13 protein-coding genes are annotated in these 14,921 nt (G+C 72.8%); all 13 read left to right on the forward strand.

From position 1 onward, the window contains the following. The coding region (locus AB0F15_RS43270; protein WP_360283443.1) for an AMP-binding protein at nt 1-2,754 on the forward strand (2,754 nt) is incomplete at its 5' end. Between the two features lie 64 nt (nt 2,755-2,818). Further along, nucleotides 2,819-3,532, forward strand: coding sequence for a hypothetical protein (locus AB0F15_RS43275; protein ID WP_360283445.1), 714 nt, complete (start codon nt 2,819-2,821; stop codon nt 3,530-3,532). Next, nucleotides 3,520-4,350: a tryptophan synthase subunit alpha gene (locus tag AB0F15_RS43280; protein WP_360283447.1), complete on the forward strand. Its 831-nt coding sequence runs from the start codon at nt 3,520-3,522 to the stop codon at nt 4,348-4,350. The genes AB0F15_RS43275 and AB0F15_RS43280 overlap by 13 nt, the downstream gene beginning before the upstream one ends. After that, entirely contained in the window at nt 4,340-6,100 is a 1,761-nt protein-coding gene (locus AB0F15_RS43285; RefSeq protein WP_360283449.1) for an FAD-dependent monooxygenase, read from the forward strand. The genes AB0F15_RS43280 and AB0F15_RS43285 overlap by 11 nt, the downstream gene beginning before the upstream one ends. Then, nucleotides 6,100-7,425 (forward strand): AMP-binding protein, encoded by a 1,326-nt coding sequence (locus AB0F15_RS43290; RefSeq protein ID WP_360283451.1) that lies wholly within the window; start codon nt 6,100-6,102, stop codon nt 7,423-7,425. The genes AB0F15_RS43285 and AB0F15_RS43290 overlap by 1 nt, the downstream gene beginning before the upstream one ends. Next, entirely contained in the window at nt 7,412-7,636 is a 225-nt protein-coding gene (locus AB0F15_RS43295) for a DUF6052 family protein (RefSeq protein WP_360283453.1), read from the forward strand. The genes AB0F15_RS43290 and AB0F15_RS43295 overlap by 14 nt, the downstream gene beginning before the upstream one ends. Then, a complete protein-coding gene (locus tag AB0F15_RS43300) occupies nt 7,633-9,183 on the forward strand; it encodes a benzoate-CoA ligase family protein (protein WP_360283455.1) in 1,551 nt (516 codons plus the stop codon). Before AB0F15_RS43295 ends, AB0F15_RS43300 begins: the two co-directional genes overlap by 4 nt. 96 nt (nt 9,184-9,279) lie before the next feature. Continuing rightward, on the forward strand, nt 9,280-9,702 hold the full coding sequence (locus tag AB0F15_RS43305; RefSeq protein WP_360283457.1) for a nitroreductase/quinone reductase family protein: 423 nt from the start codon (nt 9,280-9,282) through the stop codon (nt 9,700-9,702). Nucleotides 9,703-9,729: 27 nt separating this feature from the next. Continuing rightward, on the forward strand, nt 9,730-11,025 hold the full coding sequence (locus AB0F15_RS43310) for an aromatic acid/H+ symport family MFS transporter (protein ID WP_360283459.1): 1,296 nt from the start codon (nt 9,730-9,732) through the stop codon (nt 11,023-11,025). A 52-nt stretch (nt 11,026-11,077) separates the two neighbouring features. Then, complete coding sequence (locus AB0F15_RS43315) at nt 11,078-11,488, forward strand: thioesterase family protein (protein ID WP_360283461.1); 411 nt, start codon at nt 11,078-11,080, stop codon at nt 11,486-11,488. Between the two features lie 110 nt (nt 11,489-11,598). Further along, nucleotides 11,599-12,600, forward strand: a complete 1,002-nt coding sequence (locus AB0F15_RS43320; protein WP_360283462.1) for a methyltransferase — start codon at nt 11,599-11,601, stop codon at nt 12,598-12,600. A gap of 2 nt (nt 12,601-12,602) precedes the next feature. Further along, nucleotides 12,603-13,850 carry a cytochrome P450 gene (locus AB0F15_RS43325; RefSeq protein WP_360283464.1) on the forward strand — a complete coding sequence of 416 codons (1,248 nt, stop codon included), beginning with the start codon at nt 12,603-12,605 and terminating at the stop codon, nt 13,848-13,850. Nucleotides 13,851-13,975: 125 nt separating this feature from the next. Next, nucleotides 13,976-14,782: an alpha/beta hydrolase gene (locus AB0F15_RS43330; protein ID WP_360283466.1), complete on the forward strand. Its 807-nt coding sequence runs from the start codon at nt 13,976-13,978 to the stop codon at nt 14,780-14,782. The last annotated feature ends 139 nt before the right edge of the window (nt 14,783-14,921 follow it).

Below are 14,921 nucleotides of genomic sequence, written 5' to 3' on the forward strand. Positions count from 1 at the left end.
ATCGACCGGCTGGGCGTGAAACCCACCGTCGTCGGGTCGAGCATCGGCGGCGTCTTCGCCACCGAGCTGGCCCTCGCCCGGCCCGAGCTCGTCGACCGCGACGACGCGCTCGACGACACCGACCACGCGAGGCTCGCGTCCACACAGGACCACCAGCAGCTGCGGGACTGGTGGTGCGCCGCGCTGACCCCGCCCCCCGCGCGACCCGCGCTCCCCACCGACCACCTCCGCCCGCCGAACGTGACCGGCCCGGCGGACACGCTGCCGTTCGACTGGACGAGCCTGCTCGCGGTCCCGGCCACCGCGGAGCTCGGCGAACCGCACGTCGTCCTGCTCGCGGCGTTCCAGGCCCTGCTGCACCACTACGACCCGGCCGACCGGATCGCGGTCGCGCTGCCGGTGTCCACCCGCCCCGAGGAGTTCGCGGGCAGCGTCGGGCCGTTCGAGAACGTCGTCGTCGTGGCCGCGGACCTCACCGGCGAACCGACGTTCCGCGAGCTCGTGGGCCGGGTGCGCGCCGCGCTCGCCGACGCGCTCGACCACCGCGCGCTGCCGTTCGCCGAGCTGGTCGCCGCGCTGCCGGTCGACCGGGTGCCGCACCGGGTACCGTTCTGCGACACCGTGTTCGTGGTGCGCGAGCCGGCCCCGCCACTGCGGCTGGCCGGGACGCGGGCGGTGCGGCACCCCGACCGCGGCGGCCGGTCCCGTGCCGACCTCACGCTCGCCGTCGACGCGGGCGGGGGCACCGGCGCACTCGGGTACCGCACCGACGTGTTCGAGGCGTCGTCGGCGGAACTCCTGCTCGAACAGCTGCGCACCCTGCTCACCGTCGCGGTCACGGCACCGGACACCCCGGTGCCCGCGCTGCCGCTGGCCGACGGGGATCGCCTGCGCGCCACCGTCCGGGACGCCGACCGCGTCGAGGACGGCGGCGCCCCGGACGACACGGCCAACGCGCTGGTGCGGCGGGTCGCCGGGCGCACACCCGACGCGCCCGCGCTGTCCGCGGGCGGCACGCACGTGTCGTACGCGGAACTCCGCGCCGGCGCCGCCCGGATCACCGCTGCGCTCGGCGCGGTCGCGGGCGCACCCGTGGTGGTGCGCATGGCCTCGGGACCGCGGCAGGTCACCGCCGTGCTCGGGGTCCTGGACGCGGGCGCGCACCTCGTCTGCCTCGGCGCGGACGAGATGGGCGAGCGGGGACGCGCGGTCCTCGCCGACCTCCGGCCGGCCCGGCTGGTGCTCGACGGCCCGGCCGAGGGTGACCCGCTGGCCCAGTGGTACGCCGGGGAACTGTCCGGTGTGGTCATCGACATCTCTGACATCACTGACACCGCCGCGCTCACCGGGGACGGCGCGGAACCCGTGCCCGTCACCCCCGCCGACCGCGCCTACGTCGCCTACACGTCCGGCTCGACCGGCCGTCCCAAGGGGATCCCGCAGTCGCACGCCACGCTCGCGCAGTTCGCCACCTGGTTCTCCGGCGAGTTCCGCATCGGCCCGGGCGCCCGCCTCGCGCAGTGGGCGGCTCCCGGCTACGACGCCGCTCTCTGCGAGACGTTCGCGGCGCTCGTGGCGGGTGCGACGCTGTGCCCGGTGCCCGACCGGATCCGGGCGCACCCGGAGAAGCTCGTCGGCTGGCTCGCCGCCGAGCGGATCACCCACTTCCAGACCGTGCCGAGCTACGCGCGGGAAGTGCTCCGCGTGGTCACCAGCGGTGGCGGGGTCCCGGCGGACCTCGGCCACCTGCTGCTCGCGGGCGAGGCACTGCCCGGGGAGCTGGCCGCGGGCCTGCGCGCGGCGCTGCCGTCGGTCCGGCTGGTCAACCTGTACGGACCCACCGAGCTGATTCTCGCCACCTGGCACGAGGTCACCGCGGACGGTCACGGCACCGTCCCCGTCGGCCGGTCGATCCCCGGCAGGCAGGTGCTCGTGGTCGACGAGGCGGACCGGCCCCGCCCGGCGGGTGTGCCCGGTGAGATCGTCGTCCGCAGCCCCTACGTCACGGCAGGCTACCTCGGCGCGGCGGCCGGGGAGCGGGCCGCGTTCCGCCCCCTCGCCGACGACGCGGGCCTGGGCCTGTCCGGCGCCTGCTACCGGACCGGCGACCGCGGCAGGCTGCGGCTGGACGGCACGCTGGAGTTCCTCGGCCGCAAGGACTTCCAGGTCAAGTTCAAGGGCATCCGGCTGGAGCTCGGCGATCTGGAGGCGACGCTGTCCGCGCACGAGTCGGTGGCCGAGTGCGCGGTCGTGGCCGTGCCCGGCGCGAACGGGCTGGTGTCGCGGTTGGTGGCCTACGTCGTGCCCGTGCGGGATCCCGACGGCGGGGCGGCCGGCGCGGCCGCGGACTGGCGCGGCGCCCTGCGCGCGCGGTTCGGCAAGGCGATGCCGCCGGTCATGTTCCGGACGCTGCTCGGGCTGCCGCGCAACCTCGGCGGGAAGGTCGACCGGCGCCGGCTGCCCGACCCCGGCCTGCCCCGGACCGAAACCGCGACGGAGCCGCAGTCGTGGGCGGCGCGCGACATGGCCCTGATCTGGTCGGAAGTGGGTGTCGACCCGGCGGGTGCCGACGACGGCTTCTTCGCCGCGGGCGGGCACTCGGCGCTCGTGCCGAGGGTGCTGCACCTCCTGCGCGAGCGCACAGGCGTCACCGTCTCGGTCCCGGAGTTCTTCGCCGACCCCACACCGGCCGGTCTCGCCGCCCGCGTCGAGTCCCGGGCAGACCCGCTCACCGGGATCCGCACCCAGCACTGAGGAAGACGTCCCGCCTCCCGCGCAGTGTGAAGATACGCCTTGTCGTCGGAGTGGGAGGAGAACCATGGACAACCGCAGTGTGTACGAAGTCCTGGCATCCGCGCGCCGGACCGGGAAGGTCGCGGTGCTCGCCGACGTGAAGCTCCGCTCGCCCCGCGACGGCGATCTGATCGACCTCGACCGGCTGGACCTGTTCCTGGACACCCTCATCGACGGTGGGGTGGCCGCCCTGACCATGCCGACCGATCCCGTGTACTTCGCCGGCGGCGTCGATCTGGCCGCGAAGATCCGCGCCCGGACCGACCTCCCGTTGATGCGCAAGGAGTTCTTCTGCACCCCGAGCCAGCTCCAGCAGTCGGTGGACGCCGGGTTCGACGCGGTCCAGCTGTCCATCAACACGACACCGGCCGGGCAGCTCGAACGGCTGCGCGACCAAGCGGTGGCACTCGGCCTCGAGGTGCTGTTCGGCGTGCACACCCGGAGCCACCTGCGCCGGGCGCTGGCCCTCGACCCGGTGGCCGTGGCCGTCAACAACCGCGACATCGTCGCGCTGGAACTGGATCCCGGCACGGTCCGCGTCACCGAGGTGCTGGCCCCCGAGGTGCCCCCCGAGGTGCTCATCCTTTCCGAGAGCGCCTTCTTCACCGCCGACGACGTCACGCGGGCGGCGGCGGCCGGCGCCGAGGGCGTGCTCGTCGGCACCGCGCTGGCCAAGAGCGACGATCCCGCGGGACTGCTCCGCAACCTGCGCGAAGGAGCCTGGCTGTGCCTACGTTAGACCGGGTGGGCGACCGGTTGCGCCACGCGGAGACGCGCGGCGAGCGACTGCTGGTCGTCTACCTGACCCTCGGTGACCCGGTCACCGGCCCGCCTGCCGACCCCCTCGAAGTGGCGGAGGCCGTCGTCGCGGCGGGCGCGGACGTGCTCGAGTTCGGCATCCCGACCGCGGGGACGCGGCCGCGCGGTGCCGACATCGCGGCGTCGTTCGACCGCGCCCGCTCGTGCGCGCCCGAGCGGGCCTGGGAGCTGGTGGGCGAGCTGCGTACGCGGCTGCCCCAGGTGCCGCTGCTGACTTTGGTGTACCCGAGCACCGTCGCCGACCTCGGCGCGGACCGGCTGCTGGAGCGGAGCACCGGGTCCGGAGTGGACGGACTGGTCCTGACCGGCCCGGACGGCGAGCTCACCGCGGACCGGGTGGCCGCCGCCGGGCTGAGCGCGGTCCCGCTCCTCACCGCGGCCACCGGTCCGGCGCGCCGCCGCGCGCTCGAGGACGCCGCGCGCCACTTCACCTACCAGGCACTGGCGGAGCGCACCGGCGCCCGGCTCGACCCCGCCGAAGCCGGCCGGTTCGCCGAGGCGGCGGCGCGCTCGGCCACCAAGCCGTTCCTCGGTGGGTTCGGGCTGCGCGGCGAACACGACATCCGCGCGGTCGCCCCGCACGTCGCGGGGGTCGTCGTGGGCAGCGAGCTGTACCGCGGGCTGGCCGGGACCGCTCCGGCGGCACGGGTGACCGCGGCCGGGGACGCCGTGCGCCGCTGGAAGGCCGCCACCGTCCTTTCCGGAGCAGAACGGTCGAGGAGTGCGCATGCGTGTTGACATCATCGGTGGTGGCCCCGCCGGGCTGTTCCTGTCCACCCTGCTGCGCCGCGACGGTGTCGCCGACGACGTCCGCGTCTACGAGCGCAACGAGCCGGACGCGAGCGCGGGCTGGGCGGTGGTCTTCCCCGAAGGCTCGCTCGACGAAGTGTCCAAAGTGGCCCCGGAGGCGTTCGAGGCGATCGAGCGCGCGGGCATGAGCTGGACCAAGGTGGAGATCCGGTACCGGGACTCGCGGTACCTGGTCGAGGGCAACCGGTTCCACGGCGTCGGGCGTGACGCGCTGCTGTCCACGCTGCGCGAGCGCGCCACCGCGCTCGGCGTCGGGCTCCACTACGGCCACCAGGTGACCGACCTCGCCGACCACTCCGGCGCCGACCTCGTCGTCGGCGCCGACGGGCTGAACTCGTTCGTGCGCGGCCAGCGGGAAGCCGAGTTCGGCCCGCGGATCGAGCTCGGGTCGTTCTGGTACGGCTGGTTCGGCGTCGAGGCGGCGGCACCCACCTTCGCCTACATCTTCGTCGACACCGAGTGGGGACTGTTCCAGGGCTACGTCTACCCGTCCGGGCAGTCCTGGAGCTCGCTGATCATCTACGTGTCCGAGGAGACCTGGCAGCGCTCCGGCATGGCCGGCATGTCCGTCGAGGAGTCGATGGCGTTCTGCGAGCGGGTGTTCGCCGACCACCTCGACGGCAAGCCGATCCTGCGCCGCGGTCCGGTGTGGTCCCGCTTCCGGCACCTGCACTGCGACACCTGGCACACCGACGACGTCGTGCTGATCGGCGACGCGGCGCACACCGCGCACTGGTCCATCGGTTCCGGGACGCGCCTCGCGATCGAGGACGCGATCGCGCTGGCCGCCCAGCTGCGCGCCCAGCCGGACCGGATCCCCGACGCACTCGCGATGTACGAGAAGGTCCGCCGGGACCGGGTCGAGCAGTTCCAGGGTGCGGGCCGCCTGTCGGAGCGCTACTTCGACAACGTGGGGCGCTACCTGGACTACGCACCCATCCAGTTCGCCTACCAGCTGACGGCGCGGTCCTGGCGGATCGGCTTCGCCGACATCGCCCGGCGCGACCCGGACTTCGTCCGCCGGTTCACCGCGTGGTTCCACTCGCGCGCCACCGGCACGCCGACCGGGATCGCCCCGTCGCCGGTGTTCGCCCCCGCCGGGATCGGCGGGTTGCGGGCGGCGAACCGGGTCGTCACCACGGTTCCGGTCGCGGGCGCCGGACTCGTGCTCGGTGGGCCGCCCGCGCCGGGCACGCTCACCGCGGCGGTGGTGGCCGAGGACCGGCTCGCCGCCGGCCTCGCGGCCGCGCGGGACACCGGGCACCAGCTCGCCCTGCTCGACCTCTCCGCGCACACGGTCGACGGGCTGCTCGCCGACCCGCCGCGGGACGCGCTGAGCGTCCTGCGCGCGCAGTGGCCCGCGGAGCACCCCGCCGGCGTGGTGCTGGGCCTCGCGGCCGGCTGCGACTCCGAGCCCGGCACCGCGGCGGCCGTGGCGGTCGCCCACACCCTCGAGGCGGCCGGGATGGCCGTCGTCCTGCTCGGACCCGCGGCGGGGGAGCCGCCACCGGCCGGGCAGGTCCTGCAGGTCGCCGACGCCGTCCGCAACGAGACCGGTCTCGTCGTGGTCGTCGACGACGGCATGCGCACGCTCGACGCGGCGGACACCGCGATCGCGGCGGGCCGCGCCGATCTGTGCGTCCTGCACTTCGGCTCAACCGATACTGGGGAGGCGTGATGAACGATCCGGGCAGTGGGCCCGAGTCGCCGTTCTGGAACCCGCGTACCGAAACGATGCCCCGCGAGGAGCTGGCGGCCTGGCAGTGGCGCAAGCTGCGCGTGGCGCTGGCCCAAGCCAGGGGCTCCAAGTTCTGGGCCGACCGGATCCCCGAGGACATCTCGTCCCTCGAGGACTACACGCGGCGGGTGCCGTTGGTGACCAAGAAGGACCTCGTGGCCGCCGAGGAGGTGGCACCGCCGTTCGGCCTGCTGCCCTCCATCGACCCGGCGTCGGGCATGCGGTTCCACCAGACCAGTGGCACCAGCGGGAACACCCCGCTGCGGACGTTCGACACGGTGCGGGACTGGACGTGGGCCGTGGACCAGTGGTGCACCGTGCTGCACGGCGTCGGCGTGCGGCCGGGGCAACGCGGCATCGTCGCCTTCGGCTACGGCATGTTCATCGGGTTCTGGGGGATGCAGGACGCGATGATGCGGATGGGCTGCACGGTCCTGCCCACCGGTTCGATGGATTCCGCCGCCCGGGTCCGGCTGCTGGTCGACTACCAGATCGAGGTCATGGGCTGCACCCCGACCTACGCCCTGCGGTTGCTGGAGACCGCCAAGGACATGGGGATCGACCTGGCCGTCGAGGGCAACCTGAAGACCGTGATCACCGGGGCGGAGCCCCGCCCGCCCGCCACCGTCCGCGCGATCGCGGAAGGCTTCGGCGCCAAGGTGTTCGACGTCGCGGGCATGACCGAGCTGGCGACCGTGTTCACGTTCGAGTGCGCGGCCGGCGGGGCCGGCGGCGCCGGCGTGAGCCACATCATCGAGCCCGCCGCCATCGAGGAGGTGCTGCACCCCGAGACCAGGGAACCGGTCGGCTACGGGGAACGCGGCGTCCGGGTGATGACCGGCCTCGGCCGCGAGGGCTGGCAGATCTTCCGGTACTGGACCGAGGACATCGTGATCAAGCGCCCGTGGCACGAGTGTTCGTGCGGGCGCACCTGGGACTGGTACGAGGGCGGCATCATCGGCCGCTCCGACGACATGCGCAAGATCCGCGGCATCTCGGTGACGCCGGTGATGGTCGAGGACGTCGTCCGCGGTTTCACCGCCGTGCGCGAGTTCCAGACGGTGCTGCGCGCCGACCGCGGGCTGGACGTGATGGTGCTGCGGATCGAGCCCGCCGACCCCGCATCGGCGCCCGCGGACCTCGCCGAGGACATCGGCGCGGAGATCAAGCGCACGATCGGGCTGCAGCCACGCGTCGAGCTGGTCGAACCCGGTGTGCTCCCCCGATTCGAAGCGAAGGCGGCGCGATTCCATGACGAACGGTGAACTGACCGCCCGCGAGACGGAGCAGTTGCGCGAGTGCTACGCCACGCTGCACGAACTGGCGGCGTCCTGCGGGGTCCCCGCGGTCCGGACCGCCGCCCGCGCCGCGGTCGCCGAGGTGCACGTGGCACTGGACGGGCAAGGACTGGAGTTCGAGATGTACACCCACCGGTGGCTCGCGGACGGGTACGAGAAGGGACAGCCGCGAAGATGACGGTCACCACCGCCACCGAGCTCACCCGGGCCGAGGTGCGCCCGGAACCGGACCACAACCTGTCGCGGCGGTTCCTCGACCCGGTCCCCGGCGAGCGCACCGCACTGATCACCCCGGACGGCCCGGTCACCTACGCGCGGCTGCGGGCGCTGGTCAACCAGGTGGGCGGCGCGCTGCGCGACCTCGGGATCGGCAAGGGCGACCGGGTGCTGATCGCGATGCGCGACGGCGTCGAGTACGTGGCCACCTGGTACGCCGCGCAGCGGATCGGCGCGATCACCGTCGACGTCTACAACCTGCTCACGCCCGAGGAGCACCGCTACCACCTCGACTACCTCGAACCGGCCATCGTGGTCACCGACGGCGGTGTCGCCGGGGCGTTGCGGGCCGCGGGGGCGGCCCGGATGATCGTCCTCGATCCCCGTGACCCGCTGGGCCCGCACGAGTACGACTTCGCCGAGCTGGTCGCCGGCCGGCCCACCGAGCTGGCCGCCACCCCGGCGGGTGCGGACGACGTGGTGATGTGGAAGCTCACCACCGGCAGCACCGGCAAGCCCAAGGCGGCCCGGCACCTCGCGCGCAGCCCGTGGCTGAGCCACCTGTGGTTCGCCAAGGGCGTGCTCGACCTGCGGCCGGACGACGTGGTGCTGGCCGTCCCCAAGCTGTTTTCCGGCTGGGCGCGGGACTTGGTGGCGCTCTACACGATGGGCGCCGGGGCGACCGGGGTGCTGTTCCCCGAACGCACCACGCCGGAGAAGCTCTTCGAGCTGATCGCGCGGCACCGGCCGACCGTCCTCGTCAACGTGCCGACGATGATGAAGGCGATGCTGGCCCACCCCGACGCGCCGAACGCGGACCTGAGCTCGGTGCGGCTGTGCCTGTCGGCGGGCGAGCAGCTCCCCGCCGAGCTGCACCGGCGGTGGCTGGACACCTTCGGTGCCGAGGTGCTCGACTGCGTGGGCTCGACCGAGTCCTTCAACGCCGTCATCTGCAACCGGCCCGGCCGCGCCCGGATCGGCAGCCTCGGGCGGGTGATCCCGCCCTACGAGGCCACGATCACCGACGACGACGGCCACCCGTTGCCCGACGGGGAGGTCGGCGTCCTGCAGGTGCGGGGCGAGACGATGGCGATCGACTACTGGAAGGCGCCGGAAAAGTCGGCGAAGACCTTCCCGGCGCGCGGCACGCTGCGCACCGGCGACTTGTTCAGCCGGGACGCCGAAGGGTACTTCCACTACCGGGGCCGGGCCGACGACCTGCTGAAGGTCAGCGGGTTGTACGTGGCGCCGACGGAGGTCGAGAACTGTCTCGCGACCCACCCGGCGGTGCAGGCGTGCGCGGTCGTCGGACACTCCACATCGGACGGTCTGACCACCACGCGCGCGTTCGTGGTGACCGGGAAGCCGGTCGGTGAGGCGGAGCTGCGCCGGCACGTGAAGGACCGGCTGGCGCCGCGCAAGTGCCCCCGGGAATTCCGTTTCGTGGCCGCGTTGCCGGAGACGCCGACGGGCAAGATCGACCGCAATGCCTTGCGAGCGCTCGACTGAGGGGTGGCAATCCCCATCGGCAAGCGAGGAGATGCAGTACCCGCACTGCTGGGCCAAGGTGGTCTTGGACCAGAACCCTTCGACCGGGTGGTGACCATGGCAATCGACTTCCTGTCGTACAACAAACCGATCATTGAAGAGTTCCGAGCCAACGCCGGCGTGGTGGGTGGCGACTACGAGGGCCTTCCCCTCGCGCTGCTCGTCACGAAAGGCGCGAAGACGGGCAAGGACCGGGTGAGCCCGGTGTCCTACATCGCCGACGGCGACCGCGTCGTCGTCACCGCGACCAACGCGGGCCTCGACTACCACCCGCAGTGGTACCACAACCTCTGTGCCGACCCGAACCTCACGGTCGAGGTCGGCCCGGAGAAGTACGCCGCGGTCGCCCGTGAGGTCGACGGCGAGGAGCGCGAGCGGCTGTGGGAAGAGCTGGTCGCGTCGAACCGCAGGCTGGGCCGGTACCAGTCCAAGACGACCAGGCCCATCCCGGTTCTCGTGGTCGAGCGCAAGGCCGCCTGACCGAGTTCCCCGTCGAGGAGAGTGACGATGTCAAGCCGATTGCCCGTCCGAAGTGGTCCGCGCCGACCGGGGCTCGTCATCGGCTTGTGCCTGCTCACCATCGTCTTCGACGGCTACGACCTGATCGTCTACGGGTCGGTGGTGCCCAAGCTGCTCGCCGACCCCGGCTGGGGGCTCACGCCCGCCGAGGTCGGCCTGATCGGCAGCTACGCGTTGCTGGGCATGCTGATCGGCGGGGTCACGGTCGGCACGATCACCGACCTGATCGGCAGGCGGCGCACCGTCATCGGCTGCCTGTCGCTGTTCTCCGTCGCGATGCTGGGGTGCGCTCTCGCACCGAACCCCGAGGTGTTCGGCGCGTTCCGGTTCGTCGCGGGGATCGGGCTGGGCGGGGTGGCGCCGACGGTGATCGCGCTCACCGTCGAGTCCGCGCCCGCCCACCGGCGCAACCTGAACAACGCGCTGGTGTGCGCCGGGTTCCCGCTCGGCGGCATGCTGGCCGCGGTGCTCGCGCTGTTCTTCCTGGAGCCGCTCGGGTTCCGGTTCATGTTCGCGGTCGGCGCGCTGCCGCTGGTCACGGTCGTGCCGCTCGTGCTGTGGCTGCTGCCGGAGTCGCCGGTGTTCGACCGGCGCCTCGGCGCACGCTCGGCGCGCCACCGGCTGACCACGCTCGGCCGCGCGCTGCGCAGCAGGCTGGCGGTGACGCTCGGGCTTTTCGCCGTGGCCAACTTCGCGGGCCTGCTCGTCTCCTACGGCCTGAACACCTGGCTGCCCCAGCTGATGCGGGCGGCGGGCTACGCGGTCGGCCCCGCGCTGGGCTTCCTGCTGGTGCTCAACGCGGGCGCGGTGGCCGGCGGCGTGCTCGGGGCGACGCTCTCCGACCGGCTGGGCCCGAAGTACGTGACCCCCATCGCGTTCCTGGTCGCCGCCGCGTCGATCTTCGCGCTGAGCGGCCGGTTGCCGACGGTGGCACTGTACGGCCTGGTCTTCGTGGCGGGCGCCAGCACCGTCGGGACCCAGCTGGTCCTCTTCGGACGGATCGCGATCCACTTCGCACCGGAGATGCGCGCGACGTCGGTCGGGTTCACCTCCGGGTTCGGCAGGCTCGGCGCGATGGCGGGCCCGCTGGTCGGCGGCTACCTCGCGCAGCTCGGTGCCGGCTTCGCGGTGAACTTCGAGATCTTCGCCGCGGCCGCGCTCCTCGCCGCGCTGGCGACCTTCCTGGTAGCGGGAAGCAACCGGCACGACGCCGCCGGCGCCGTGCTCGCCTTCGAGGCGAACCGGCCGCCCGGCGACCGGGCGGCCGGCCGCGAGGCCGCCTGACACCGGTGGTGCGACGACCCCGGCCACTCCCACTCGAGCGAGAAGGAACGCCATGACCACGCCATCGCCGAACGGCGCGACCGCAGGCCCGGAGGCCGTCGTGGCCTGGTGGGAGACCGACGCGTCGGGCAGCTTCCACTTCACCGCCCCGCTGCGGTGGGCCGAGGACGCCGAGCACGCGCTCCTGCGTTCCGCGGGCGGTGCGCCGGGCTCCTTCCCGCGGCGGGTGGTCAACTCGTCCTACCGCAGGCCGCTGCGCGCGGGTGACGCGTACACCGTCGACCTCGGCGTGGAACGCATCGGCTCCACCTCGATCACCTACTGGTGGCGCGTGGTGTCCGGGGGAGAGGTGTGCATCGAAGGCGGTCACACCGTCGTGCACGTGGACGGCTCCGGCCGCTCCGCGCCGGTCCCCGATTCCCTGCGTGCCGCGCTGACGCCGCACGTGCGTGCGCAGGCGTAACCGAAACCTTGCGGCTCGACAAGACGTACACAGCGCACGCTCGGAGCTGAGCGCGCGGGCGCCGTGCCGAAACAGTCCATCACCAATGTTTGTGGAACAAGGAGGCCGGCATGCACGGCGATCTTGACGGGAATGCGGCCCGGTTGTGGGCGATGGCGGGTCTGGGCACGCCGATGGCGGTCCGGGTGGCGGCCACGCTGCGCGTCGCGGACCACATCGTCGCGGGCAAGCAGACCACGGCGGAGCTGGCGGAGGCGTGCGGCGCCCACGCGGACACACTGGACCGGTTGCTGCGTTACCTGACCGTGCGGGGGGTGTTCGAGCAGGACGAGGCCGGCCGGTACTCGCTCACCCCGCTCGGCCAGCCGCTGCGTGAGGACCACCCGGCGCGCGCCCGCGCCTGGTTCGACATCGACGGGATGGGCTGGGGCGAACTGTCGTTCGTCGAGCTGCTGCACAGCGTGCGCACCGGCGAGGCGGCGTTCCCCCAGCGCTACGGCAAGCCGTATTGGGACCACATGGCGGACTCCCCGGTGCGGACCGCGTCGTTCCACGAGCTGCACGGCTACGACATGGCCTCGCGCTCGCCGGGCATCGTCGCGGGCGTCAACTGGTCCTCGTTCGACCACGTCGTCGACGTCGGTGGCGGGGACGGCTCGCTCCTGGCCGCGATCCTGACCGAGCACACCGCGCTGCGCGGGACCGTGCTGGACCAGCCCGACGCGACCGCGTCGGCGAAGGAGACGTTCGCCGAGGCCGGCATCGACGACCGCGCCGACACGGTCACCGGCAGCTTCTTCGACCCGATCCCCGCGGGTGCGGACGCTTACCTGCTGTCGCTGATCCTGCACGACTGGGACGACGCGTCCGCGGTCGCGATCCTCCGCCGCTGCGCGGAGGCCGCGGGCAAGAACGGCCGGATCCTGGTGATCGAATCGATCGGCGAGGGCGAGGAGAAGCACACCGGCATGGACCTGCGCATGCTGGTCCTGTACTCGGCCAAGGAACGCGGTGTCGCCGAGTTCACCGAACTCGCCCGGCAGGCGGGCCTGCGCCGCACCGCCGTGTTCTCCGCCGGCCCGTCGGCTGTCATCGAGCTGCGGGTGGCCTGACCATGGATCCGCTTGCCGCGTTCCGCGCGCTCGCCACGCCGGAGGGCAGGCAGGCGCCCTACCCGCTCTACGAGGCGATCCGCGCCCACGGCGGCCTGGTCCCGGTGAAGGAGGGCACCCTGGTCGCGGTCGGCTACCGCGAATGCAACCAGGCCCTCCGGGAACCGCGGCTCCAGGTGCAGGACGGCACCGCGTTCGACCGGGTGTACCCGGACTGGCGCGACCACTCGTCCGTGCGCGCGTTCACCGACTCGATGCTCTACAGCAACCCGCCCGAGCACGCCCGGCAGCGCGGCGCGGTCAACACCGAGTTCACGCCGCAGCAGGTGGCCCGGCTGCGCCCGGTGATCGAGGAAACGATCACCGGGCTGCTGGACCGGATGGCCGCTCTCGGGGCGGCCGGCGCCGAAGTGGACGTGATGGAGGAGTTCGCGACCCGGCTCCCCATCGCCGTGGTCGGCGCCATGCTCGGGTTCGACGAGGAACGGGTCACCTGGTTCCGCGACCTCGCCACGGCGATCGCGGTGGCCACCGACGGGTTCACCAACCCCGACGCGCTGGCCACCGCGAACGCCGCGATGGACGAACTGGCGGCGCACTTCGGCGAGCTCATCGCCCGCAAGCGCGGCTGCCCGGCAGGCGACATCGTCAGCTCGCTCGTCCGGCTGCACGACACCGACCCGGCCCGGCTCAGCCACGACGAGCTCGTCGGCAACATGATGCTGCTGCTGACCGCCGGGTTCGAGACGACGGCGTTCCTCACCGGGGACGGCGCGCTCATGGCGATCCGGAACCCGGAGTACGCCGCCCGGCTGTGCGCCGACGACGCGTTCGCCGAGCGCTACGTCGAGGAGGTCCTGCGGGTCGAGCCGCCGGTGCACGTCACCAGCCGGTGGGCCGCCGAGGACGTGACGCTGGCCGGCACGCGCATCCCGGCGGGTGCGCGGGTCGTCGTGGTGCTCGCGGCGGGCAACCGGGACCCGGAGCGCTACCCGGAACCCGGCCGCTTCGACCCGGAACGCGTCAACAGCCAGCCGTTGAGCTTCGGCGGTGGCATCCACTTCTGCCTCGGCGCCGCGCTCGCCCGGCTCGAGGCCCGGATCGCGCTGCCGATGCTGTTCGACCGCTTCCCGGGGCTCGCGCTGACCGGGGAGGCGACCTACCGGGACCGCTGGGTCATCCGGGGTCTGCGCACCCTGCCCGTGACCACCGGTTCCGGCGAACCGGAAGTCACCCGCATGGCGTCGTGACCGCCAGCGACCGGAGTGCCGGTTTCCGTCACCGGAGCAAGTGAGAAGATGCGGCACAAGTCCGACCGGACGAGGATTCAACGCCGAGGTAGTACGTATCAGACCCGGAGAGAAGGACTTTTCCCATGAGTACAGTCACGTCGAAGGACGGCACGACGATCGCGTACGAGAAGGTGGGTCAGGGGCCACCGGTCGTGCTGGTCGACGGCGCGTTCGTGTATCGCTCGCCCATCGACCCGTGGACCCCGGAGTTCGCGAAGCTGCTCGCGGAGACGCACACGGTCTACACCTTCGAGCGCCGCGGCCGCGGCCAGAGCGGTGACACCCAGCCCTACGCCATCCAGCGGGAGATCGAGGACATCGGCGCGGTGATCGAGGAAGCCGGCGGGTCGGCGAACGTCGTCGCGCTCTCGTCGGGTGCCGTGCTGGCCCTGGACGCGGCGGCCAGTGGCCTGCCCATCACCAAGCTGGCCGTGTACGAGCCGCCGTTCATCGTCGACGACACCCACCCGCCGCGTCCCGCCGACTACCTCACCGTCGCGCAGCAGCTGGTCTCGGAAGGCCGCCACGGTGACGCGGTCGCCTACGCGCTGACCAAGACGGTCTTCCTCCCCGAAGAGGTCGTCGACGGCATGCGCAGCCAGCCGTTCTGGCCGATCATGGAGGCCGTCGGCCCCACCGTCCCCTACGACGGTGCGATCATGGACGGTCTCATGTCCGGCAAGCCGCTGCCCGCCGACCGGTGGAACGCCTCGACCGTGCCGACGCTGATCCTGCACGGCGGCGCGAGCGAGCAGTGGATGCACAACGCCGCGAAGTCGCTGAACGAGGTGCTCCCCAGCGCCGTGGACGTCCAGTCCCTCGAAGGCCAGACGCACGACATCGCCGGCGACGTGCTGGCCCCGGCCGTCGCGAAGTTCTTCGCCTCCTGACAGCTCTCGCAAGCTTCTCCGGGCTGGTCCACCCGCGGGTGGACCAGCCCGGAGACGGCGGTGAGGGGCCCGCCCCAAAACACAACAGGGCACCGAAAGTGATCCCGCCCGAGATAGGAAGTGGGTGGGGTGGGGGGAG

The sequence above is a fragment of the Amycolatopsis sp. NPDC026612 genome (assembly GCF_040638285.1).
Lineage (GTDB): Bacteria > Actinomycetota > Actinomycetes > Mycobacteriales > Pseudonocardiaceae > Amycolatopsis.